The organism is Roseateles saccharophilus, from assembly GCF_031458095.1.
In the GTDB taxonomy this organism is placed as follows: Bacteria; Pseudomonadota; Gammaproteobacteria; order Burkholderiales; family Burkholderiaceae_C; genus Pelomonas; species Pelomonas saccharophila_A.
This window is the reverse complement of sequence record NZ_JAVDXU010000002.1, coordinates 1088573-1108714: the sequence shown is the minus strand read 5'-3', so window position 1 is coordinate 1108714 and position 20142 is coordinate 1088573. Positions and strand designations below refer to the sequence as shown.

General features: G+C 69.8%; 27 protein-coding genes. 14 read left to right on the top strand and 13 right to left on the bottom strand.

All coding sequences use genetic code 11. The features are described from left to right. Positions 1–151: 151 nt before the first annotated feature. The 9 genes from J2X20_RS17890 to J2X20_RS17850 all read left to right on the top strand — a co-directional run bounded on the left by J2X20_RS17890 (position 152) and on the right by J2X20_RS17850 (position 6079). The gene (locus J2X20_RS17890) at positions 152–832 is read left to right on the top strand and encodes a hypothetical protein (RefSeq protein WP_310267299.1); all 681 of its coding nucleotides are present in this window, start codon (positions 152–154) and stop codon (positions 830–832) included. A gap of 3 nt (positions 833–835) precedes the next feature. After that, entirely contained in the window at positions 836–1507 is a 672-nt protein-coding gene (sctR, locus tag J2X20_RS17885) for a type III secretion system export apparatus subunit SctR (RefSeq protein ID WP_310267298.1), read from the top strand. Beyond that, positions 1504–1779, top strand: coding sequence for a type III secretion system export apparatus subunit SctS (gene sctS, locus J2X20_RS17880; protein ID WP_119039777.1), 276 nt, complete (start codon positions 1504–1506; stop codon positions 1777–1779). The genes sctR and sctS overlap by 4 nt, the downstream gene beginning before the upstream one ends. Beyond that, positions 1779–2561, top strand: coding sequence for a type III secretion system export apparatus subunit SctT (gene sctT / locus J2X20_RS17875; RefSeq protein WP_310267295.1), 783 nt, complete (start codon positions 1779–1781; stop codon positions 2559–2561). The genes sctS and sctT overlap by 1 nt, the downstream gene beginning before the upstream one ends. A 149-nt stretch (positions 2562–2710) precedes the next feature. Continuing rightward, positions 2711–3976 carry a LysM peptidoglycan-binding domain-containing protein gene (locus tag J2X20_RS17870; protein WP_310267293.1) on the top strand — a complete coding sequence of 422 codons (1266 nt, stop codon included), beginning with the start codon at positions 2711–2713 and terminating at the stop codon, positions 3974–3976. Next, on the top strand, positions 3942–4370 hold the full coding sequence (locus tag J2X20_RS17865; RefSeq protein ID WP_310267291.1) for a hypothetical protein: 429 nt from the start codon (positions 3942–3944) through the stop codon (positions 4368–4370). Before J2X20_RS17870 ends, J2X20_RS17865 begins: the two co-directional genes overlap by 35 nt. Before the next feature lie 9 nt (positions 4371–4379). After that, positions 4380–5165, top strand: a complete 786-nt coding sequence (locus J2X20_RS17860) for a hypothetical protein (protein WP_310267289.1) — start codon at positions 4380–4382, stop codon at positions 5163–5165. Between the two features lie 85 nt (positions 5166–5250). Further along, positions 5251–5472 carry a hypothetical protein gene (locus J2X20_RS17855; protein WP_310267287.1) on the top strand — a complete coding sequence of 74 codons (222 nt, stop codon included), beginning with the start codon at positions 5251–5253 and terminating at the stop codon, positions 5470–5472. Continuing rightward, positions 5465–6079, top strand: a complete 615-nt coding sequence (locus J2X20_RS17850; protein ID WP_310267285.1) for a hypothetical protein — start codon at positions 5465–5467, stop codon at positions 6077–6079. Before J2X20_RS17855 ends, J2X20_RS17850 begins: the two co-directional genes overlap by 8 nt. Before the next feature lie 69 nt (positions 6080–6148). On the opposite strand, the gene J2X20_RS17845 is transcribed toward J2X20_RS17850, so the two are convergent. Continuing rightward, entirely contained in the window at positions 6149–6712 is a 564-nt protein-coding gene (locus tag J2X20_RS17845; protein WP_310267283.1) for a helix-turn-helix domain-containing protein, read from the bottom strand. A gap of 17 nt (positions 6713–6729) precedes the next feature. On the opposite strand from J2X20_RS17845, the gene J2X20_RS17840 reads away from it, so the two are divergent. Beyond that, positions 6730–7911, top strand: coding sequence for an MFS transporter (locus tag J2X20_RS17840; protein ID WP_310267281.1), 1182 nt, complete (start codon positions 6730–6732; stop codon positions 7909–7911). A gap of 186 nt (positions 7912–8097) precedes the next feature. Here J2X20_RS17840 and J2X20_RS17835 read toward each other — a convergent pair whose 3' ends face one another. Further along, a complete protein-coding gene (locus J2X20_RS17835; protein WP_310267279.1) occupies positions 8098–8517 on the bottom strand; it encodes a hypothetical protein in 420 nt (139 codons plus the stop codon). Positions 8518–9076: 559 nt separating this feature from the next. Continuing rightward, positions 9077–9295: a hypothetical protein gene (locus J2X20_RS17830; protein WP_310267277.1), complete on the bottom strand. Its 219-nt coding sequence runs from the start codon at positions 9293–9295 to the stop codon at positions 9077–9079. A gap of 255 nt (positions 9296–9550) precedes the next feature. On the opposite strand from J2X20_RS17830, the gene J2X20_RS17825 reads away from it, so the two are divergent. Together J2X20_RS17825 and J2X20_RS17820 are read left to right on the top strand one after the other, a co-directional pair. Beyond that, positions 9551–9835, top strand: a complete 285-nt coding sequence (locus J2X20_RS17825) for a LysR substrate-binding domain-containing protein (RefSeq protein WP_310267275.1) — start codon at positions 9551–9553, stop codon at positions 9833–9835. A 97-nt stretch (positions 9836–9932) separates the two neighbouring features. Then, positions 9933–12290, top strand: coding sequence for a hypothetical protein (locus J2X20_RS17820; RefSeq protein WP_310267273.1), 2358 nt, complete (start codon positions 9933–9935; stop codon positions 12288–12290). 35 nt (positions 12291–12325) lie between these two features. On the opposite strand, the gene J2X20_RS17815 is transcribed toward J2X20_RS17820, so the two are convergent. Both J2X20_RS17815 and J2X20_RS17810 read right to left on the bottom strand, forming a co-directional pair. Beyond that, positions 12326–13084 carry a helix-turn-helix domain-containing protein gene (locus J2X20_RS17815; RefSeq protein WP_310267271.1) on the bottom strand — a complete coding sequence of 253 codons (759 nt, stop codon included), beginning with the start codon at positions 13082–13084 and terminating at the stop codon, positions 12326–12328. Beyond that, positions 13081–13461 (bottom strand): phosphopantetheine adenylyltransferase, encoded by a 381-nt coding sequence (locus J2X20_RS17810; RefSeq protein ID WP_310267269.1) that lies wholly within the window; start codon positions 13459–13461, stop codon positions 13081–13083. Before J2X20_RS17810 ends, J2X20_RS17815 begins: the two co-directional genes overlap by 4 nt. 113 nt (positions 13462–13574) lie before the next feature. Here J2X20_RS17810 and J2X20_RS17805 point away from each other — a divergent pair, with 113 nt between their 5' ends. Beyond that, complete coding sequence (locus J2X20_RS17805; RefSeq protein WP_310267267.1) at positions 13575–13877, top strand: DUF2834 domain-containing protein; 303 nt, start codon at positions 13575–13577, stop codon at positions 13875–13877. On the opposite strand, the gene J2X20_RS17800 is transcribed toward J2X20_RS17805, so the two are convergent. The 6 genes from J2X20_RS17800 to J2X20_RS17775 all read right to left on the bottom strand — a co-directional run bounded on the left by J2X20_RS17800 (position 13826) and on the right by J2X20_RS17775 (position 18965). Then, positions 13826–14446: an HD domain-containing protein gene (locus J2X20_RS17800; RefSeq protein WP_310267265.1), complete on the bottom strand. Its 621-nt coding sequence runs from the start codon at positions 14444–14446 to the stop codon at positions 13826–13828. The genes J2X20_RS17805 and J2X20_RS17800 overlap by 52 nt on opposite strands. Before the next feature lie 135 nt (positions 14447–14581). After that, positions 14582–14755: a hypothetical protein gene (locus J2X20_RS17795; protein WP_409034168.1), complete on the bottom strand. Its 174-nt coding sequence runs from the start codon at positions 14753–14755 to the stop codon at positions 14582–14584. A 332-nt stretch (positions 14756–15087) separates the two neighbouring features. Further along, positions 15088–15648: an endonuclease V gene (locus J2X20_RS17790; protein WP_310267261.1), complete on the bottom strand. Its 561-nt coding sequence runs from the start codon at positions 15646–15648 to the stop codon at positions 15088–15090. 50 nt (positions 15649–15698) lie between these two features. Beyond that, positions 15699–17366, bottom strand: a complete 1668-nt coding sequence (locus J2X20_RS17785) for a long-chain-fatty-acid--CoA ligase (protein WP_310267259.1) — start codon at positions 17364–17366, stop codon at positions 15699–15701. After that, positions 17363–18238, bottom strand: a complete 876-nt coding sequence (locus J2X20_RS17780) for a DMT family transporter (RefSeq protein WP_310267257.1) — start codon at positions 18236–18238, stop codon at positions 17363–17365. Before J2X20_RS17780 ends, J2X20_RS17785 begins: the two co-directional genes overlap by 4 nt. A gap of 13 nt (positions 18239–18251) precedes the next feature. Then, positions 18252–18965, bottom strand: a complete 714-nt coding sequence (locus tag J2X20_RS17775) for a TetR/AcrR family transcriptional regulator (RefSeq protein ID WP_310267255.1) — start codon at positions 18963–18965, stop codon at positions 18252–18254. A gap of 111 nt (positions 18966–19076) precedes the next feature. On the opposite strand from J2X20_RS17775, the gene J2X20_RS17770 reads away from it, so the two are divergent. Continuing rightward, positions 19077–19529, top strand: a complete 453-nt coding sequence (locus tag J2X20_RS17770) for a nuclear transport factor 2 family protein (protein ID WP_310267252.1) — start codon at positions 19077–19079, stop codon at positions 19527–19529. Here the strand turns inward: J2X20_RS17770 and J2X20_RS17765 are convergent. Beyond that, positions 19493–19723, bottom strand: coding sequence for a cysteine-rich CWC family protein (locus tag J2X20_RS17765; RefSeq protein WP_310267250.1), 231 nt, complete (start codon positions 19721–19723; stop codon positions 19493–19495). The genes J2X20_RS17770 and J2X20_RS17765 overlap by 37 nt on opposite strands. Further along, a complete protein-coding gene (locus tag J2X20_RS17760; protein ID WP_310267248.1) occupies positions 19720–20142 on the bottom strand; it encodes a DUF1801 domain-containing protein in 423 nt (140 codons plus the stop codon). The genes J2X20_RS17765 and J2X20_RS17760 overlap by 4 nt, the downstream gene beginning before the upstream one ends.

The window sequence follows — 20142 nt, the reverse complement described above, 5'->3', positions numbered from 1 at the left end:
GGCCTTGCGCCGCTGAACGCGGGCCAGCCCAGTCGGTCCCCCGAGGGGACGACGATGCGCGCGGCATCGAGCCGCGCGCACATCGTCAGCTGGGCCGGCTTGGGGCGGCCCGGCGCTCGGCCCGAATACAAAAGCCCAATCGAAAGCTGACATGAGCTTCATCCCGCAACCTCTCACCCAGGCCCTGAGCTGGCACTACCTGTGCGGCCAGGCGCGCCTGAGCCTCAGCGCCGACGACTTCGATCTCGGCGAGCTGACACCCTGCGCCGCCGAAGCCGCCGTCATGCTGGACCTGGCGGGCGAACTGCTCGACGGCCTCGTGGCCGCGGGCCTGGTGGCCGGTGCGGACTGGCAATGGGTGGCGCAATCGGGCGCCCTCAGCGCGGGTGGCGCCCAGGCCAGCTGGCGCGGCGCCGAGGTGCAGGCGCGGCTGTCCCTGCCCTGGGCGACGCTGCGGATGCTGGATGCCGCCCCCGAGGTGCCGGGCCTGCAGTGGCAGCCCGCGGCGGCGGAATGCCTGCTGGCGCAATGGCGGCTGCACGACGACGAGCTGGCCGCGCTGGAACCCGGCGGCCTGCTGCTGCTGGAGGAAACCGCCGGCAGGGAGCTGCGCGCCCGCAGCGAGGCGACGGCGGGCGAGCACCCCTGGCAACTGGTGGCGCGCTGGGAGCAGCCTCTCGCGGTGGCGACCCTGATGGGCTGGGGTGCGCCGCCGCCGGCGCTACCGCCGCAATGCCGGCTCATCGACGCCAGCCGGCCCGACATCACACGCGCCCTGGGCCGCCTCATCCCCTGGGGCAGCGGCCAGGCCTTTCGCATCGACGCGGTCTGAGCGATGGACCTGAGCACGTTCACGCCGGCCTCGGCCCTCATCACCGTCATCCTGCTGGCCCTGGCGCCCTTCGTGGCCGTCATGGTCACGTCCTTCACCAAGCTCGTCGTCGTGCTCAGCCTGCTGCGCAATGCCATGGGCCTGCAGCAGGTGCCGCCCAACGTCGTCATGAACGGCCTGGCCCTGGTGCTGAGCATCTATGTCATGTACCCGGTCGGCGTGGAAATGCAGGACCGATTGAGCGCCGCGCCGACCGTGGCGGCCAAGGCTGGCGGCGCATCGACCAGCCAGATGATCGCCGCGGCCGACGTGGCCAAGGAGCCGCTACGCGACTTCCTCATCAAGCACAGCCGGCCGCTGGAGCGCGCCTTCTTCCTGAAGACGGCCCAGCGCAGCCTGAAGCCCGAGCAGGCCAAGGAACTGAGCGAGCGCGACTTCCTCGTCATCGTGCCGGCCTTCACGGTCAGCGAGCTGACGGTGGCCTTCGAGATCGGCTTCCTGATCTTCCTGCCCTTCCTCGTCATCGACCTCGTCATCTCCAACATCCTGATGGCCATGGGCATGCAGATGCTGTCGCCCACCACGGTGTCCCTGCCCTTCAAGCTGCTGCTCTTCGTGCTGATCGACGGCTGGGTCAAGCTCACCCACGGTCTCGTGTTGACGTATCAGACATGAACAGCGAAGTCATCCAACTCACCCAGCAGGCCCTGTGGCTGGTGCTGCTGCTGTCGGCGCCGCCCATCATCGTGGCGGCGGTGGTCGGGCTCTTGATCGCCTTCATCCAGGCGGCCACGCAGCTGCAGGAGCAGACGGTGCAGTACGTGGCCAAGTTCTTCGCCATCGTCGTCACCATCTTCATCACGGCCTCGCTGCTGGGCGGCAGCCTCTACCGCCTCGGCGACAAGGTCTTCAGCGAGTTCCCTGGCTTGGTCAAGATCAACCGGTGATGGAGTTCTGGATCGGTCACCCGACCGACGCCGTGCTGATGCTCGGCCTGTCGACGATGCGCGTGGCGGTGGCCTTTCTGCTGGTGCCGCTGTTCACCCAGGACCTCATCCCGGCCCTGATCCGCAATGCCCTCTTCGTCGCCCTGGCCCTGCTGGGCCTGCTGGTGCAGGAGGTCAGGCCGCTGGCGCTGAGCGGCTGGCAATGGGCCCTGCTCTACGGCCGCGAGGCCCTGCTCGGCGCGGCCCTGGGATTCCTGTTCGCCGGGCTGATGTGGTCCTTCGAGATGGCCGGCCAGCTCATCGACACCAAGGTCGGCTCGTCCCAGGCCCAGGTGCTGGATCCGCTGTCGGGCCACCAGACGTCTCTCTCCGGCGCCTTCCTGGCGCGGCTGGCGAGCTGGGTCTTCATGGCCTCGGGCGGCTTCATGCTGTTCGCCGCCCTGCTGCTGGACAGCTTCGCGCTGTGGCCCATCCACGGCGGCTGGCAGCTGCTGCCCGCCGGGACGCTGGCCTTCGAGGCCGAGTTCGGCCGCATGCTGCGCCTGGCCCTGCTGGTGGCGGCGCCCTCGCTGGTGCTGCTCTATCTCGTCGACGGCGTGCTGGGCCTCGTCAACCGCTATGCCCAGCAGCTCAATGTGTTCAGCCTGTCCATGTCCATCAAGGCCGTCGTCGGCCACCTGGTGCTGCTGCTGCAGCTGGCCAGCCTGGTGGCGCTGATGAACGAGGAGATGCTGGTGCGGGCCACCACGGTCAAGGACATCCTGCGGCGCCTTTTCGGCTGACTGCGGCCAACCCTAGCAAGCCCCGGCTCGGCCCGGGTTCCGAAATAGCAGCGCCCGCAATTGCCCGTCCCCCGGCCTTGACCTGAAATGGCCTGACTGGCGCGATGCCCTGAATCGTGCCGTTCGCAAGCACTGCACCGAGGTCCGCCATGAGCACCATTTCCAGAGCCACTTCCGCCACCGCCAGCCTGCACGACGCCCCGCCGTCCGAGGGTGGCAGCTATGAGGTCCAGCGCGGCGACAGCCTGAGCGGCATTGCCGCCGCCAACGGCGTCAGCGTGAACGCCCTGCTGGCCGCCAACCCCCAGCTGCGCAACCCTGACGTCATCTATCCCGGCACGAAACTGCACCTGCCCGAGCCCGGCGGCAACGCCCGCTACACGGTCAAGCCGGGCGACAACCTGCAGCACATCGCCGCCGACCACGGCCTGACGCTGAACGCGCTGATGGCGGCCAACCCGCAGGTGCACAACGCCAACCTCATCCATGTCGGCGACTCGCTGCGCCTGCCGCAGCGCCACGCGGCCGCCACGGCGGCGCACCCGCAGGCAGCCCAGGCCACTCAACAGCCCGTACAAGGCCTGTGGGAGCGCCTGCTGAATGCCCTGCCGCGGCCGCTCTACCAATTCAGCCCGCAGTACCGCCACGCGCAGGAAGCCCAGGTCGCCATGGCACCGCGCGTCGGGCCGGCCACCGCCGAGATGGCCCAGCACACCCGCCCCGCCGACACCGTGGCCCACAACACCGGCTTCGACGCCCACAACGCGCGCGACCGGCGCTGGCTGCAAAGCCGTGACACCCTGGTCGACGCGGCCAACCGCACCGGCGTGGACGCCGGCGTGATGGCCATGATTGCCAACTTCGAGTCCGGCTTCAACGCCAACGCCCGGCCGGTCGCACGCGACGAGTCGCGCAACACCGTGCGTCAGTTCGACGGCACCATGGCCCTGTCCACCGCCCATGGCTTCGGCCAGTTCACCGACGGCACCTGGCGCCAGATGCTGCGCGAGCATGGCGCGGACTACGGCGTGCCCAATGCCGCCAACCTGACCACGGCCCAGGCCAATGCCTATCGCACCGACACGACGCTGCAGGCCGGCATGCTGGCCGAGTTCACGCGCCAGAACATCGCAACAGGACGCAACCTAGGGGGCCGTGACGACGTCGCCAACGTCTACGCCCTGCACAATCTCGGCGGCGGCGACGGGCGCGCTTTCCTGCGCACCCTCGCCAACGACCCCGGCACCCGCGTCGACGACGTGCTGCCTGCCGCGGTGATCCGCAACAACGCATCTCTGTATGGCGATGGAAGCATCACGGTCGAAGCCGCCTATGGGCGCATGGGTGACGCCATGCGGGCCGGGCAAAGATATGCCAACGATGCCCGGCAGGTCCAGGCTGAGCAACGCCACTGAAGGCGGCTGGCGCGCGCTGGTGTCGGCCGCGGCCCTGCTGCTGACGGCTTCCGCGGCGCAGGCCCAGTACGCGCGCGCCCAGGCCAACTACCGCTCGGAGCAGCTGGACGTGCGCGTCGTGCTGCTGGACCGCGAGAACGGCACGGCGGCGGCCAGCGCCACCCTCACCCAGGGTGCCTGCTCGGCCAGCCTGGCCGGCCTCGGCCAGCTGCGCCGCCGCACGCTGGAGCTCACGCCCTACGTCAAGCAGCCCGATGGCGAGAGCTGCCGCCTGGTGCTGAGCTTCGACGAGAAATGGTCGCGCGTCAGCGCCACGACGCAAGGCAATTGCGCGCCCTATGGCGGCGCGGCCTGCGAGTGGTCGGGCCAGTCCGCGGCGCGCACCGGCGACTGACGATCCGGCATGCGCCTCCCCGTCATGACGACGGCCCTGCTCGCGGCTGCGGGCTGCGCGAGCGCCCAGGTCATGACCTCCGTGCCGCCGACGCTGCGGGTGTGCCAGGCGAGCGACAACCTCACCGTCAGCATCAGCCACGACGCCAGCGGCACGCCGGTGGGTGCCGGCATCTCCGCCACGTCCGGCACCCACGAGTGCGATGTGCAAACCCAGGGCCAGGCCAGCGCCCAGCCCGATGGCAGCTGGCGTTTCGATTGGGCCGACGGGATCGAAACGCGCCGCTACCGCGCCACCGTGCGACGCGCCGGCGACGCCTACACGCTGGCCCTGGAGCCGGCGCGCTGCGGCACCCTGGCCCTGCCCGCAACGGCCACGCTGCCCGCCAGGCGCGGCCAGGGCTGCGAGTCGCGCGTGGACCGCGACGCCGCCTTCGTGCAGTTCTGGCAACAACTGCGCGAGGCCGTGGCGGGGCGCGACGGCGACATGTTGCAACGCCTGTCCCTGCCGCAGCTTTTTTTCTCCGAGGACCCCGACGTGAAGGCGCCCGCCGCCATCATCCACAACGCCGCCCCCTGCCTGGCCATCGTGACGACGACCGATGGCCGCAGCGACATCGGCCGCCTGCTGCAGTCCATCGCCACGCCGCGGCTGGACATGCCGCCGCTGTCGCGCCGCGGCGAGAACCGCGTCAGCGCCGGCGACGCGATGACGGTGCTGTGGACGCCCAAGGGCTGGCGCCTGGAATGGTTCAACGCCTCCCGCGCCGTCTTCTCGGGGTGCAAGGGCGGCTGACCGACGAATTAGGGGCAGCCGTAATCGCCTTTTGCGATGCGCTTCGCTAAGCTGACCCTCAATCTCCACCTCAAGGCCCCCAGCCATGATCGGCGCCCCCCTGTCACCGTCCGCCTCGCTGTTCTCGACAGCCTCGCTGCGCCCGCTGGAATCGCCAGCAGCTGCAGGCCGCGCTGGCGGCCCGACCTGGCTGGACGGACTGGGCGCGGGCGGCGCCGCCACGCTGCGTGCCGACGTGGCTGTCGATCAGCGCGGCCTGTCGGTCCAGCAGCATGCCGAACGCGTGCTCGCGGCCCTGATTGGCTGAGCTGCTGGCCCAACCGCGCTGGGTCGAGGCGGCCCAGGCCCTGGTCGGCGGCTGCGTCGATCTCGGCCCGCGCCAGGAAGGCGCCGTCGCCCTGATGGAGGCCGTCTGCACCGGCCTGGGCGACCGGCTCTACCCGGCGTTTCTGCGCGTGCTGGCCGAGGTCAATCTGCGCGGCGAATACGCCGCCCGCGCCGCTGTGGCCCAGACCCTGGCCCAGTCCCTCAGCCAGGGCCGCCTGCCCAGCGGCTCGCGCGCCGCCTGGGGCTCGCTGCAGCTGGGCGCGCAGCGGCGCAGCCTGGGCCCCATCGAATACCTCTGCCTGGCCGCCTGGCCCAGGCCCGGCGATTCCCGTGGCCCGTCCGAGCTGTCCCCCGAGCAGTTCCAGACCCTGGCCAGCGCCGTCATGGAGCTGCTGGACTGCGACCCCGATGCCCGCCTGCTCTATGCCGACCACCTGGCCGCCGTTGCCGACGACCCCCTGGACGGCACCATGCCGCGCGAGGTGCGGGCTGCGCTGCGCACGCTGGCCCAGGGCTGGCGCAGCCATCCGGATGCCAGCCAGGCCTGCTCGGCCTTTGTCGCCAGCCTCGGCAAAGCCGCACGCTGACGCGCTGAATAAATCATTCCTTGCGGCCCACCCCGGCGGCTGGCTAGATTGGCCGCCGTGAATGCAAGCTCAACCGACCACCGTTTCCGTCAGGCGCACGAAGCTGCCGTCCGAGAGCTGCATGCGTATCCAGCGCATGCGGCTGCGTTCGATGGGCATGACCGGATCGTCCGAGCCCTCGGTGTCGAACTCGATGGCCTCCGGGCCCGGCTCATACCAGCCCAGGTCGGCCAGGCGCGCCTCGTGCTCGACGATCTGCGGCGTGGCATAACGCCACAGCGCGCTGCCGAGCAACTCGCTGCCCGGCACGCGGCAATGCAGCTCGCGCGGCCGCGACAGGGCCAGCAGGCGGTGGCTGAAGTCGCAGACCAGGTGCATGGGCGTGTGGGCCGCACGCACCAGGCGGCCCAGCGCAAAGTCGGCGGCACTGTCCAGCCGCGCCGCCATCAGCGTCCTGAGGCCCTGCTGCTCCTGCAGCGAGGGCGCGGCCTGGCCGCTCTCCCAGCGCGACACCGTGGTCTGCGACACGCCCATCAGGTCGGCCACCGCCGCCTGCTTCAGGCGCCGCAGCGAACGCCACAGGCGCAGGCTGCGTCCGATCTGGCGGGTGTCGGGAATCAGGGCGTGGTTCATCGGCAGGGGAGCGACGCATGAGGGCGCGGACGCGGATTTTCGTCTACTACCTCTGCGGCGTCTTCGCCGCGGCCCAGCTCGGCAAGCTCGCCGCGCTGGCGCCGCTGGTCTCGCGTGACCTGCATCTGGGCCTGGCCGCGATGGCGGCCCTGACCTCGCTGCTGGAGATCTCCGGCGCCCTGCTCGGCGGCGCGGCCGGCCGGCATCTGCCGCGCCTGGGCCTGCAACGCGGCCTGACCACCGCCATGCTCTGCCTGGCCCTCGGATCGGCCGGCGCGGCGCTGGCTCAGGGCCTGCCCATGGCCGCGCTCGCGCGGCTGGTCGAGAGCCTGGGCTATCTGGTCACCGTCGTGGCCGCACCGGTCCTGATCGCCATGGCCGCGCCCGCCCACGCCCAAGCCGCGGCCATGACGCTGTGGGGCACCTTTGTGCCCGTCGGCATGGCCGTCGGCGCCGCCGCCTATGCCTATGCGGCCGGCCTCAGCGACTGGCGCTGGGCCCAGGGCCTGAGCGTGCTGGCCGGCCTGGCCCTGACGGCCAGCCTGCTCGGCATGCAGACCCACGAGACGCGTGCCGCCGCGTCGGCCGGCCCCGCGACGCGGCAGCGCACCGGTGCCACGCTCTGGGCCCTGGTTGCCGCCTTTGGCGCCTATGTGATCTCCGAGGTCGGCCAGTTGGCCTTGATGCCCAGCCTGCTGAAGGAAGCCGGCCTGTCGCTGTCCGAAGCGGGCAGCTGGACGGCTCTGGCGGCCCTGGCCAACGTGCCGGCGGGCGTCATCGCCGCTCGGCTGATGCGGCATCCCGCCCTCGTCGGCCGCGTGCTGGTGATCTGCCTGCTGCTGACCGGCGCGATCTTCCCGCTGGTCTACCGGCTGGGCGCGCCGCCGCTGCAACTGGCCCTCATGGCCATCGCGGTCAACCTCGTGTCCGGCGTCTTCGCCAGCCTGGTCTTCGCGCTGCTGCCGCGCGTGGCCGGCAGCCCCGAGCGGCTGAGCCTGGCCAGCGGGCGGCTGACGCAGTTCGGCGCCTCCGGCGCCCTGATCGGGCCGCCACTCGTCGGCAGCGTCGTCGAGCACTGGGGCTGGCAGACGGCGGGGTGGACGAGCCTCGCGCTGTCCATCGTCGCTGCGGGGCTGGCGTGGCGGGCGGTGGCGCATGGGGCCGCAGTGAATGCAACGGCGGCCAGGGCGACGGTCTAAATCGGCTTTGCAGCGGTTGCGGTCTCTCGCTTCCTCGAACTCGGCGCCCGAAAGCTGCCGTTCAACGTTGGAGCCGAGCAGCCGCCGCCGGCAAGGCGCTTGGGCCACGAGATGGATGATGAGACTGGCCGGCTCGCGGCCCAAGTGCCTTGCCGGCGGAGCCCCGCCCGAGCGAAGGGTTAGGCTTCACCTCGGACCAAACGATGCGACGGCATTGCTCACTTTGACCATCATCTCGCTTGTATCGTCGCCCCACATGGGGAACCAGATGACCAAGCGACCTTTGCGAGTTGGGTTCAGGAGGTTGGGGCTACGCTCAATGGCTTGGCGATGCGCTTCGGCGGCCTCCTCTGTGGGGCAGGCGGAGACGGATATTGGAAGCGGAAAACTGGTGAGCTCGTAGGCTCCGTGCGCGGATACCTGGCTGTGACGAAAGCCGTGGCGGACTGGATAGAACCGTGCGAGAAGTCCTGCGGCCTTCAGGTGTTCCCCGAGCGCGACCATCTCTGGCGTGGGTGGGTCGACTGGGCGTAGGAAGCTGCGATAGGTCCACTCTCCGCCGAACAGTAGTGCGGCAAGGAGGATCGCAAGCAATGCGTAGCGCATGGGTGCCTTGTGTGAGGCCTAACGTTCGACGTAGGGGGCGGCTTGCGGCTTGCCGCAAGACATCCCCTTGACAAATGGGTTAGCAGCCGCGAACCAAGGCACCAGATGGCGCGGCACGCTCTGTTTGACTGGAAAGAAGGCGAGAAATGACAGGGCGACGACAGATCCGGCCACGACTTCCGACCAGTGCGGATTGTGAGCCAGCTCGACACCGCACTGCGGGCACACGGGGACGGCTTGATTCGGAAGCACTTTGCGCTCGCCCGGCAAGGGTTTCGAAGAAACCAGCCTCCACTTGAGCCTAGCGCTGCAGCGAGGGCAGTCGTATTTCATGCGCTTTAACGTTCGCGCTCAGCGGGCGGCGAAGCCGTCCGCTGCAGCAAGGGTTAAGCGTCATTCTCGCCACGGACATGGTCCGTGCCTGGGACAACGACACCGAGGTAAGTGTCAAGATCCTCCGCAGCACTGGCTGCGTGACCGCGCGCAAAATCGTGGTCGTCCTGCAGCGCAGCGGCGATGACGGGCACCACCGGTGTACGGCTCGGTAGCAGCGCCAATGCTAGAGCTTGCTGATGGCCTCGTAGCGCGCCGCGCCCACGACACCAAACACCGCCCGCGTGGACTGGCCGCCCAGCGTGGTCACGGCGATGGCCTGCTGCAGGGGCATCTGGCTGATGAGGGGCTGCGAGCCCATGGCGACCCGGCGTGAAGCCTGGACCTGGGCCAGCTCGATCGACCGGACGACCGCGTCCGTCGCCACGACGTAGGGAAGTTTCATCGACTGGAAAAGCGCGTCAGCATCACGCGGCGTCATGCCGCGGCAGGGCCGGCGAGGCTGGCGTGGCAGCAACCCACGCGACCCAACCCGGCATCCTAGGCAAAGCATGTGCCCGTGGCGGGCACGGTCCGAGCCCGCGTGTGGCGAATTGCCGCTTGGCGGAATTTTCGCGGCGAAACGATGGCCCTCAGCGGCCTGCGCGGGCCTCGAACGCCCGTTTCAGCCGCAGCATCGACTCCACCGACCCCGGAGATCGTGCTCGGCTCCGCCAAGCTGCGTCGCCGCGTCGGCCTTCTTGTGCCCGGCTATATGGCCATCCCCGACGTCGTCGCACAGACGGACCTGCTGGGCACCGTCCCGCGCCGCCTGGCCGATGCCTGCTCCGCGGTCCTGCCCCTGGCCATGCTGCCCCTGCCCTTCGCGATGCCGCCGTTGCAGGTCAGCCTGATCTGGCATCGCCAGCAGATCGTGGCGGCGGTGGCCGGCTTGACGCAGCAGGTCGAGGGGGCTCTGCACAAGCGGGAAATCCGCCTGAAGTGAACCTAGGGGTGCTTGCCATCCCCATCCGTCCCCTTGTGGATTCGTCCCTAACGGCCCCGAGCGTAGATTGCCTTCATCGCAACCCCGGGGGTGAACCATGATGCTCTTCTTGCAAAGCACGTCCTGGTTCCGCACGCGGGCGCTGCTGGCCGGTTTCGGCCGGGCCGTCGCCCTGACCGGCGCCTTGGCCCTCGCGGCCCCGGTGTTCGCCACGCCGCCGCGGCCACCTGCCTTCCTGACCGATGGCGACAAGCTGACGGCCGAGCGTGAGTGGGTGCTGGATCGGGCGGCGCTGCCGCTGCAGGTCGTCATGCGCGAGCAGGGCATCGCGTCACTGACTCTGAGCGCCGCGGTGGTGGCCATGGAGCCGGGCAAGCCCGAGCTCGCGGCGCCGCGGGTGCTGTGGCGCACGGAGCTCAAGCCCGCCGCGCGCGACCAGAGCGCGGCGGTGGAAGTCCCGCTCAAGGGGCTCAAGCCCGGCGAATGGCGGCTGGAGGTCAGGCTCACGGGCAAGAAGGGCGCGAACGAAGGCTTCTCGCACCTGCTGGTGCGCTACCTGGTGATCGACGCCGACGGGCGCATCCACGTGCTGTCGCCGCAGCTGCGCAGCCTGCGCGGCGCGGCGGAACGGCAGCGGCAGTTCGACGTCGCACGCCGCGGCGACGAGCGCCAGCATCCGATCCGGCTGCTGTTCGGTGACACGTTCAAGCTGCCGGCGGATGCCAAGGTGGCCAACGTGGCCGCGTTCGTGCCGCGCGAGCGGCGCATCGAGGTACGGCCCGCCGAGCTCACGCCCTTCCTGCGCGAGCACAGCGTCGACAGCACCGCCACCAGCTACACCTCGCGCGACCCCATCACCGTGCGCGGCCGCGTGGTGTTCCGCGACCTGAGCGGCAACTTCGTGCCGCTGGTCAACGTGGCCATCCACCTGTGGGACTCCGACACCTTCGGCGACGAGCACCTGGGCAGCGTGGCCTCCGACTGGGACGGGCGCTGGGCGTTCACCGTCAACAACGACGATGGCTGGTTCCAGGACGGCCGCGACCTCTACTACACGATCAAGCTGGACACGAGCCGCCTGTCGCTGGGCACGTGCAACTTCCTGGCCGGCGCCTACGAATGGAAGTCGGCCGTGCATGACGACATGTCCGATGGCACGGTGCTGGACTTCGGCACCGAGACGGTGGGCTCCGACATGGATGCGGCCCGCGTGTGGTCGACGCTGAACCTGGCCTGGAACCATGCCGCGACGGCCGGTGGCTTCGACCCCGGCAAGATCGACGGCTGCTTCCCCGGCAGCGGCACCTTCTACAACGGCAAGATCAACATCGAGGCCGGTGACTTCGACGGTCCCGACTCCATCACCCACGAGTACGGCCATGGCGTGATGGCCCACGCCTACTCCGGCGGCGATCCCTCGCCGGGTGGCGACCACGGCTTTGGCGACTGCGGGCAGAACAAGGCGCTGTCATGGTCGGAAGGCTGGGCCACGGCCTTCATGCTGACGCTGCGCCAGGACGGGCGCTACAACTGGCACGAGGGCGACGGTGGGCAGGAGATCGAAGGTTTCTCGTCGTCCTGCCAGACGGGCGACAACAGCGAAGGCCGCGTGGCCGCGGCGCTGCTGGACATGTTCGACACCCACAACGACAGCAACGGCGGCGATGCCAACCTGGGCCGCAACGGCGCCTCCGACAGCAACGCCGGCGGTACGGTGGCGCTGGCCACGATGCTGCGCGACACCATGGTGGGCACGCAGCACTCGACGGTGATCGAGTTCTGGAACGACCTCGCGGGCGAGCTGACCAGCACGCAGCGGCCGGCCGCGCAGACCATCATGAATTACAACTGGATGCCGGTGATCCTGCCTTCGTCCTGCGTCGCGACCAAGGTGGTGGCGACCAGTCTGCCCGACAAGGAGGGTGATGGCGTGCTCGCTGGCCTGCGCAGGTTCCGCGACCATGCGCTGTTGCCCTGGCCCGGCGGCCGTGAACTGGCCAATCTGTACTACCGCAACAGCCCCGAGATCGCCCTCGTGCTGCTGCGCCACCCGGCGCTGCTGCCCGACGCCCTCGCCGTGATGCGCCACTTCTCGCAGCTGGGCGACACGCTGACGACGCACCGCCGCTTCGTCGAATTCGAGAAGGCCAACGGAGCCCTCATCACCCCTGAGGTGCATGCCGCGGCCCAGCGCATCGTGGCCGCACTCGCCGAAGACGGCAGCGAAGGCCTGCGGCGCGACGCGCAGCGCTTGAAGACCGAGTTCGAAAGGCTGCTCAAGACCCGCCTGTCCGACGTGCAGGACCGCGCAGCGAAGGAGAAGGCGGCCTTGGTCGAGCGTGGCCAGGGGCTGCCGCCGATCAAGCGGCAGGACTTCCAGCCGGGCAGCAAGGACGCGCTGCAGGACAAGCGCATGAAGGACGTGCTGGAGCGCAGCGTGGCGCCGAGGAAGTGAGCTTGCGGGCCGGCGCTCGCGTCGGCCTGCCCTGCCTAGCCGCCCGTCAGCGCAAACCGCGTCGCCTCGTCGGCCGGGAACAGATGCTCCACCTTCAGCGACGCCAGCGTGATGTCCAGCGGCGTGCCGAAGCTGGTGAAGGCGGAGAAGAAGCTCAAGGTCTGGCCGTCCGCGGCACGCAGGCGCAGGGCCAGGACGGGCAGGCCGCTGGTCTCGATGGCGCCCCAGGGGCGCAGCGACGGTCTCAGCTCGTCGAGCAGGGCGCGCAGCCGCGGCAAGTGCTCGGCTTCGCGGCTGGCGCGGGCCCACATCTCGCCGCACAGCTCGGCCTCGTTGACGCACAGCGCCCGCAGGCCATCGGGGCGGAAGACGGCCCGCAGCAGGTTGAAGGGGCCCGCCAGCAGGTGGTCGGCCGGCAGGCCCAGCAATCCCATCAGCCGCGCCAGACCGGCATTGGCCATGACGAGGTTGTATTCGCCGTCCAGCACCAGGGCCGGCGTGGGGTCGTGGGCGTGCAGCAGCTGTTCCAGCGCGGCGCGCACCGGCGCCATCTCCGGCGCGTCCAGGGCGCGCTCGGCATGGGCGGGTGCATAGCCGGCCGCGAGCAGGGCCTGGTTGCGCTCCTCAAGCGTCGCGCCGAGGGCGTCGAGCAGGGCGATCAGCGTCTCGCGGCCGGCTCGGGAGCGGCCGGTCTCGATGCAGCTGAGGTGGCGTTGCGAGACACCGGTGCGCAGCGACAGTTCCAGCTGGCTGACGCGGCGCGACTTGCGCAGGGCGGCGAGGGTGGCGGTCATGGTGAGGGCGTGGGCAGCAGGTGGACGATGCCGGCGGCGAGCAGCAGTATCAGGGCCGCCACATCCAGCTTGACGACGGTGGCCAGGGCCGGCGGCAGCAGACCGGCCGGCACCGCGAGCAGCAGGAAGGACACGACGCTGACCAGGCCCGCCAGCAGGCCCAGGCCGCGCAGCGCGGGTTGCCAGGCAGCGTAGGCGAGGAAGGCGGCCAGCAGGCCGAAGAGCACGGCGCGGTGGCGCAGCAGCAGCTCCAGCGCGGGGTCGCGGGCGTCGACGCCATAGAGGGCCGACAGCTTGGCAGCGCCCAGCACGCCGGCCAGCGGCAGCGCATGCAGCAGGGCCACGAGGGCCAGCGCGAGGGGGACGATCAGCTTCATGGGGACCGACCATAGGCCCTGCAGGGCGCGGCCGCGATGACCTCCGAGGTCATTGCCGCGCGGCACGCTGCGGCCGAGCATGAGGCCATCAACCACCCGCAAAGGAGATCGTCATGAGAGTCGCTCTGATCCTTGTCCTCGCCGCCTTCGGCCTGTTCTCGACCTATGTGATGTGGCAGGTCGGCTACCTCGGCATCTGGCAGGCCGGCATGAGCAGCGTCGGCGCCTGGCAGGTGCTCGTGGACCTGGTCATCATGTCCTGGATCGCGCTGGGCTTCATCTGGCGCGACGCGCGGCAGACGGGGCGCACGGTCTGGCCCTTCGCGCTGATCACGCTGGCCGCCGGTTCCTTCGGACCGCTGCTCTATCTGCTGCTCAAGCCCTCGGGCCGCGACAGCGCGCTGAGGGCCGCCTGAAGATTGGCCCGCGCGGGCGCCTCGAAGCGCTCGCGCAGGGCCGGCGTGCCGTAGAGCACGGCACGCGCAAGAAAGCCGGCCAGGATCTGGCCGCGCTTCTCGTTGAAGACCTCGACCGGGACATGCGCGTACTCCATGCGGATCTGCGCCTCGTACTCGGCGAAGCGGGTCGGCGCGGCGCCGAGGATGGCGAGGTCGATGTCGACGAGCAGCTGCTCGTCGGGCGTGGCCGGCGCAACGCTGTGGCGCGTGGCCAGCACCAGGGCCGCGACGCGCCCGGCGGCATCGGCCGGGGCGCCGGCGTCGAGCAGCGCCGCGCGGGCCCAATCGGCGCTCAGCGCCTCGTTGTCATGGCGGTGCACGTCGTAGAGGGCGTCGTGGAACCACAGCGCGATCTCGACTTCGGCCGGCCGCTCAGCCAGATGGGCGAACTCGCCGAACAGGGCCAGGCATTCGCCCAGATGCTGCTGGGTGTGATAGCCGCGATGCGGCTCGGCATAACGGGCCAGCAGCTCGGCCTGCAAGGCTTCTGCGTCGCGGCCGCCAAGGGACGTCCAGGCCTGCTTCATGACGTCGGCTGGCCGAACATCATGCGATGGCGATCGGGATGCATGCCGACGGCCCCTGGCGGCCTGCTACCAACCCATGGCCGTCATGCGCGCGTCTCGAGATCGGGCACTGCACTCGCGCGCAATTCTGGGACTTCATGGAAGGCTCAAGTCCATGCCAAGCATGCTGGCGAGTCCGAAAGTCAAGCTCAGCAAGACGAGCAGCAACAGTACAAAGACGGCGACGAACTTGGCGCCCACGCGTCGTAGCGCGCGCCGGTCCGCCCACTGCTTCTCTCGGTCGTAATGCCACTTGATGGCGAAATACATGCCCGTTACGAAAACCAGACTCTTGAATAGAACGAAGACTATGAGAACCCAATCCACTTGAGCACTCCCGGCTATTGCTCGACATCATCTATCTTGACCGTAAAGAAGAGTCGATGGCATTGGACGTTTTGACTCACTGCCTGCGCCGCAGACGTGAGGCAGTCATCAGAAGCGTCCTGGTCCGATTGCGTCCCAACCGGATCAAGATGTTCCGAGGCCGCCTCCTGGGACTGCAGGTTGTGGCCGAGAGCTGCCGTCGGGACGCGTTGCTGCGACCAGCCACTTGCTCAGTCGCCGATCTTGATGCGCCCGCGAACGGGCAAGGCCGGAAATCAGTCGCTGCTCTTTGCCAGGCGGGCCACGAGCTTCATGAGCGTGGGCACGCGCTTCCTGCCATGCATTGCCCGCAGCCTGACCTTGGCCGCGCCGATGTCGATGCCCGCGCATGTCACGAGCAGCGGCTGCGTTTCCTCTTCTCGCATGACCTCGAACTGCGCCGACAGGCCCGGCAGGCCCTTCCTCGAAACACCGACGATGGGCACCTTGCCGCCCAGCGCTTGATGGAGGTGCTGGCCAAGGCCCGGTGTTTCGCCGGCATCCAGATGGACAAAGCCGTCGATCAGGATGAGCTCGGGCGCCAGGCTGTGCTCGCGCAACAGCTGCATCACGCAGGGCAGTTCCCGCAGATCGAGTGCTCCCCGCACGGCCTTCTCGACATGGATGATGCGCGAGACGTAGGTCTGCGTCGCTTCTGCGGCATCCCAGGCATCGAAAGCCGCAGCGGCAGCCACCGCCTGCGTGCCATCGAAATGAACAGCCACTATGAGTTTCATGCAGCAGTATGAGCCGCTCGGTTCAGGCGCTGGACCAACAGCGGCCGCACGGTCCGGCACGCACGCTCGACAGGCCTGGGACCTTTGCGCTCCGCGGCGCGCGGGGTCGATCACCCGCCGCGCGCCTTCTCCCTCTCCTGCAGCGCCCGCCACATCACCTTGCCGGCGCCGCTCTTGGGCAGGCTGTCGACAAATTCGATCAGTGCCGGCACCTTGTAGGCGGCCATGTTGGCGCGGCACCAGTCGCGCAGCTGCTCTTCGGTCAGCGCCTCATGGCCGGCGCGCTTGACGACGACGGCCTTGACGGTCTCGCCGCGGTAGGGGTCGGGCGCCGAGATGATGCAGGCTTCGGCGATGCCGGGGTGGGCATGCATGAGGTTCTCGACCTCGCTTGGCCAGACCTTGAAGCCGCTCGCATTGATCATGCGCTTCAAGCGGTCGGTCATGAAGAAATAGCCGTCGGCGTCCGCGTAGCCGATGTCGCCGGTGCGGAAGAAGCGCTTGCCCTCGAACTCGATGAAGGCGGCGGCGGTCGCGTCGGGGCGGCGCCAATAACCGTCGAAGACCATGGGGCCGCAGACGATGATCTCGCCGGCCTCGCCGACGGGCAGCTCCTTGAGCGTGTCCGGGTCGATGACGCGCGAGTCGCAGCTCATATAGGGCACGCCCAGGCATTGCTGCTTGGGCGCGTCATAGGGGTTGCTGTGGCTGGGCGCGGCCGTCTCGGTCAGGCCATAGCCTTCCATATAGCGCAGGCCCCAACGCTGCCAAAGCCGCTCGGCGATGGCCTGCGGCATGGAGGCACCGCCGCCGCCGATGGTGACCATGCTGCTCATGTCGAAGCTGTCCACCTGCGGGCTGGCCAGCAGGTCGATGACCATGGTGGGAATGTTGGTCCAGCGCGTGACGCGGTGCTCGGCGATCAGGCGGGCGGCGTACTCGCGCTGCCAGCGCGGCATCAGCACCAGGGCGGCGCCGGCGGCCAGCGTGCCGTGCATGATGACGACCATGCCGGTGATGTGGAACATGGGCACGACGCCGAGCACGACGTCTTCGTGGCTGACATTGGCCCACAGGCCGCCGGCGAAGATGTTGTGCTGCAGGCTGCGGTGCTTGTGCATGCAGCCCTTGGGGTTGCCCGTCGTGCCGCTGGTGTAGGGCAGCAGGGCGAGGTCGTCAGCGCCCACATCCAGCGTTGGCGGCGTGGCCGTGCAGGCCAGGGCCTCGGCCCAGGCGGTGGTGCCGGCGGGCAGGGCGATGTCGGCATTCAGCCAGTCGGCCCAGCCTGGGGGCAGGCCGTCGCCCGCGGCGCGGCCACCGGGCAGGGCCTCGGCCATGCGGGTGACGAGCAGATCCCGCGCCGCCACACCGGCGGCCAGCCATTCGGCGCTGAGGTCGGCGCTGGTGATGGCCAGCACCGCGCCGCTGTCCTCGATGAGGTGCTTGAGCTCCGCCGCCTTGTTCATCGGGTTGACCGGCACGACGACGGCATTCGCGCTCAGCACCGCGTAATGGGCGATGACGAGCTGGGGGCAGTTCTGCAGGCCCACCAGCACCCGGTCTCCCTTCCTGATGCCGCGCTGGGCCAGCCAGGCGGACAGGCGGGCGACCTGGGCGGCCAGCTCGGCATAGGTGGTCGTCTGGCCCAGGAAGACCAGCGCCGGGCGCTGCGGAAAGCGGCGCGCGTTGACGAGCAGGTTGTCGGGCAGGGCCGTGGCCGGCGGCTCGATGGCATGCGGCACGCGGACGGGCCAGAACTTGTGGTGGGCTCGGCTCATGAAACAGTCTCCGTTTTCCTCTGCACGACGACGAGGTAGACGCCGAGCAGCGTCACCCCCATGCCGGCGATGGCTTGTGCGCCGAGTGTCTCGCCGAACAGCAACCACGCCATCACCGAGGTGACAGAGGGCACCAGATACATGGTGCTTGACACGGCCGTCACGCGGCCATGGCGCAGCATGTAGAACATCAGGCTGATGCCGCCGGCCGTCAGCACCAGGATGCTCCAGGCCATGGCCACCCCTACCGAGGCATTCCACTCGATGCGCATGGGCTCGAACCACCAGGCCGCGGGCAGGGTGACGGCCAGCGCCGCCGCGAACTGCACGACCTGGCCGGTGCGCAGGTCGAAGTGGGGCACGAAGCGCTTCTGGTACAGGGTGCCGCCGGTAATGGCCAGCAAGGCCATCAGGCACAGCAGCAGCGGTGGGCCGAAGCCGGCGCCGATGTTGAGCTTGTGCCAGATGACGAGGATGACGCCGGCCAGGCCCAGGGCCACGCCCGCCCACTGGCGCGGCGCGACGCGCTCGCCGATCAGCGGCGCTGCCGCGGCCACCAGCACCGGCTGCAGGTTGACGATCAGGGCCGCCGTGCCGGCCGGCAGGCCCTGGCGGATGGAGACCCAGACGCCGGCCAGATAGAGGGCCTGGATGCCCAGGCCCGAGATGGCCAGGTGGGCCATGTCGCGCGGCGACGGCCAGGCCGCGCGAGCCGCCAGGGCCAGACCCAGCATCAGCGCAACGACGCCGGCATAGCGCCAGGCCAGGAAGGTCAGCGGGTCGGCATAGGGCGCCGCCAGCTTGGCGACGATATAGCCGGTGGCCCAGATGAAGATGAAAAGTGGCGGCGCTATCCGGTCGAGCAGGGGCATCCAGCCATCATGCCTAACCCGACAAGACCTTGGCGCTCATCAGTCGCACCAGCTCGGCCGGCTCGGGCAGGGGGCCGGGCAGGGGCAGGCCCGTGAAGGCAGCGTCCAGGCTCAGATGCGACAGGCCGTGGGCCAGGCTCCAGCCGGTCAGCGCGATCAGCGGCCCCGAGGCAGCGTCAAAGCGGGTGGCGGCGTCCAGCAGCACGCGGAAGGACGCCTCGGCCGCGCGGTCCAGGCCCGGGTGCTGATGGCGCGACGCCAGCACGGGGCCGAACATCAGCCGAAAGCGCGCCGGGCGGCGCTGGGCGAAGTCGACATAGGCCGTGGCGATGGCCAGCAGCTGCTCGCGCGCGTCGCCGGGGTGGGCATCGACACCGGCCTGCATGGCCGCGCCCAGCTGCTGGAAGCTGCGCTCGGCCAGGGCCGCCAACAGCTCCGGCAGGCCGGCGAAGTGGTGGTAGGGCGCGGCATGCGACACGCCGGCGCCGCGAGCCACGTCCCGCAGGCTCAGGCCCGCCGCGCCGCGCTGGGCCAGCAGGGCCTCGGCGGCGTCCAGCAGGGCTTCGCGCAGCTCGCCATGGTGATAGGCGCCAACCGCCTTGGCACGCGGGCGCGGCGGACGCTCGGCAGCCGGTTGGCCCGCGGCCTTCGTGGCCCGCGGCGCGCGCGCCGGCTTGGCGGAGGCCGCTTTCGCGGCCGGCGGTCGGATCAAAGCGGCCTTGCTCATGCGCCGCATCTTGCCATCGTCAAGATCAAGGCGGATACTGCCGACATCTTTACATCGTCAAGATCATGTGCCGTGTCGCATGTCTGGGCGGATAGCAAGGAGAGAGCGGCCATGTATCACGCCATCGTCAGGCGCAAGCTGTTGAACGCCTTTGCCGAGTTGAACGCGGGGCGCTATGACGCCATCCCGGCCCAGTTCGCCGCCGCGCACCGGCATTGCATGGTGGGCGAGCACGCCCTGGGCGGGGAGCGCCGCGACCTGGGTGCGACGACGCGCTGGTATGGCCGGCTGCAGCGCCTGCTGCCGGGGCTGCGCTTCGAGGTCGACGGCGTCTGGGTCAGCGGCTGGCCCTGGCGCACGCGCGCCGTCATCAGTTGGCGCGACCGCTTCCAGCTGCCCGGCGGCCGCGAGGGCAGCAATGTCGGCATGCACGAGTTCGAGCTGCGCTGGGGCCGCGTCAGCGCGCTGACGGTGCATTGCGACACGGCCCGCCTGGCAGGCTATCTGGCCGAGGTGGCCGCGGCGGGTCACCCGGAGGCTTTGGCGGAACCCATCACCGGCTGACGGCGCAGGTCGGCCTCGATCAGCTCGCGCAGGCAGGGCAGGCACAGGCAACCGCTGTACTGTTCGGCCAGCTCCACACGCAGGCGTTCGGTCAGGCGGATACCGAAGCAGGCGCAGTGGCCGGCCTGCACGCCGCATTCGAAGCCGCCGCCGCAACGCGGGCAGTTCGTGTCGAGCATGGGGCCGATGCTCATGCCCGCTTCTCCTGCAGGGCCGCCACGCAGAGTTCCTCGAGCACGCCGAGGTCCACGTCGGCCAGGCGCTTGACGTAGAGGCAGCCCTTGCCCTGGCGATGCCGCCCCAAGCGCGCCAGCAGGGTCTCGCGCCCGGCGGGCAGGCAGCCCAGGCTGACGTAGAGGCTGATGTCGCCCTTGCCGCCGGCACCGCTGGCGAAGCCGATCTCGAAGATGTCGCCCTCGCGCCCGCTGTCGTAGACGTAGTGGTGGTGGCCGAAGCCGACCATGCGGCCCCACATCACCGGCGGATGGCCGCTGGCGCGCTGCATCAGCGCGATCAGGGCGCGGCAGTCGGCGGCGCGGGCCTCGGGCTGGGTCGCGAGATGGGCTTGGACGTCGGCGTCGGTCGGAACGGTCTTGTTGGCGGCAGCGGCCAT

Excerpts from the sequence above, each read along its gene's own strand:
- J2X20_RS17845 (WP_310267283.1), bottom strand. The coding sequence starts at position 6,712 with ATGAACCACGCCCTGATTCCCGACACCCGCCAGATCGGACGCAGCCTG.
- J2X20_RS17810 (WP_310267269.1), bottom strand. The coding sequence starts at position 13,461 with ATGAAGCTGATCGTCCCCCTCGCGCTGGCCCTCGTGGCCCTGCTGCAT.
- sctS (WP_119039777.1), top strand. The coding sequence starts at position 1,504 with ATGAACAGCGAAGTCATCCAACTCACCCAGCAGGCCCTGTGGCTGGTG.
- J2X20_RS17770 (WP_310267252.1), top strand. The coding sequence starts at position 19,077 with ATGTATCACGCCATCGTCAGGCGCAAGCTGTTGAACGCCTTTGCCGAG.
- sctR (WP_310267298.1), top strand. The coding sequence starts at position 836 with ATGGACCTGAGCACGTTCACGCCGGCCTCGGCCCTCATCACCGTCATC.
- J2X20_RS17765 (WP_310267250.1), bottom strand. The coding sequence starts at position 19,723 with ATGAGCATCGGCCCCATGCTCGACACGAACTGCCCGCGTTGCGGCGGC.
- J2X20_RS17870 (WP_310267293.1), top strand. The coding sequence starts at position 2,711 with ATGAGCACCATTTCCAGAGCCACTTCCGCCACCGCCAGCCTGCACGAC.
- J2X20_RS17785 (WP_310267259.1), bottom strand. The coding sequence starts at position 17,366 with ATGAGCCGAGCCCACCACAAGTTCTGGCCCGTCCGCGTGCCGCATGCC.
- J2X20_RS17820 (WP_310267273.1), top strand. The coding sequence starts at position 9,933 with ATGATGCTCTTCTTGCAAAGCACGTCCTGGTTCCGCACGCGGGCGCTG.
- J2X20_RS17890 (WP_310267299.1), top strand. The coding sequence starts at position 152 with ATGAGCTTCATCCCGCAACCTCTCACCCAGGCCCTGAGCTGGCACTAC.
- sctT (WP_310267295.1), top strand. The coding sequence starts at position 1,779 with ATGGAGTTCTGGATCGGTCACCCGACCGACGCCGTGCTGATGCTCGGC.
- J2X20_RS17795 (WP_409034168.1), bottom strand. The coding sequence starts at position 14,755 with ATGTATTTCGCCATCAAGTGGCATTACGACCGAGAGAAGCAGTGGGCG.
- J2X20_RS17840 (WP_310267281.1), top strand. The coding sequence starts at position 6,730 with ATGAGGGCGCGGACGCGGATTTTCGTCTACTACCTCTGCGGCGTCTTC.
- J2X20_RS17760 (WP_310267248.1), bottom strand. The coding sequence starts at position 20,142 with ATGGCCGCTGCCGCCAACAAGACCGTTCCGACCGACGCCGACGTCCAA.
- J2X20_RS17855 (WP_310267287.1), top strand. The coding sequence starts at position 5,251 with ATGATCGGCGCCCCCCTGTCACCGTCCGCCTCGCTGTTCTCGACAGCC.
- J2X20_RS17815 (WP_310267271.1), bottom strand. The coding sequence starts at position 13,084 with ATGACCGCCACCCTCGCCGCCCTGCGCAAGTCGCGCCGCGTCAGCCAG.
- J2X20_RS17835 (WP_310267279.1), bottom strand. The coding sequence starts at position 8,517 with ATGCGCTACGCATTGCTTGCGATCCTCCTTGCCGCACTACTGTTCGGC.
- J2X20_RS17830 (WP_310267277.1), bottom strand. The coding sequence starts at position 9,295 with ATGAAACTTCCCTACGTCGTGGCGACGGACGCGGTCGTCCGGTCGATC.
- J2X20_RS17775 (WP_310267255.1), bottom strand. The coding sequence starts at position 18,965 with ATGAGCAAGGCCGCTTTGATCCGACCGCCGGCCGCGAAAGCGGCCTCC.
- J2X20_RS17780 (WP_310267257.1), bottom strand. The coding sequence starts at position 18,238 with ATGCCCCTGCTCGACCGGATAGCGCCGCCACTTTTCATCTTCATCTGG.
- J2X20_RS17805 (WP_310267267.1), top strand. The coding sequence starts at position 13,575 with ATGAGAGTCGCTCTGATCCTTGTCCTCGCCGCCTTCGGCCTGTTCTCG.
- J2X20_RS17860 (WP_310267289.1), top strand. The coding sequence starts at position 4,380 with ATGCGCCTCCCCGTCATGACGACGGCCCTGCTCGCGGCTGCGGGCTGC.
- J2X20_RS17800 (WP_310267265.1), bottom strand. The coding sequence starts at position 14,446 with ATGAAGCAGGCCTGGACGTCCCTTGGCGGCCGCGACGCAGAAGCCTTG.
- J2X20_RS17865 (WP_310267291.1), top strand. The coding sequence starts at position 3,942 with ATGCCCGGCAGGTCCAGGCTGAGCAACGCCACTGAAGGCGGCTGGCGC.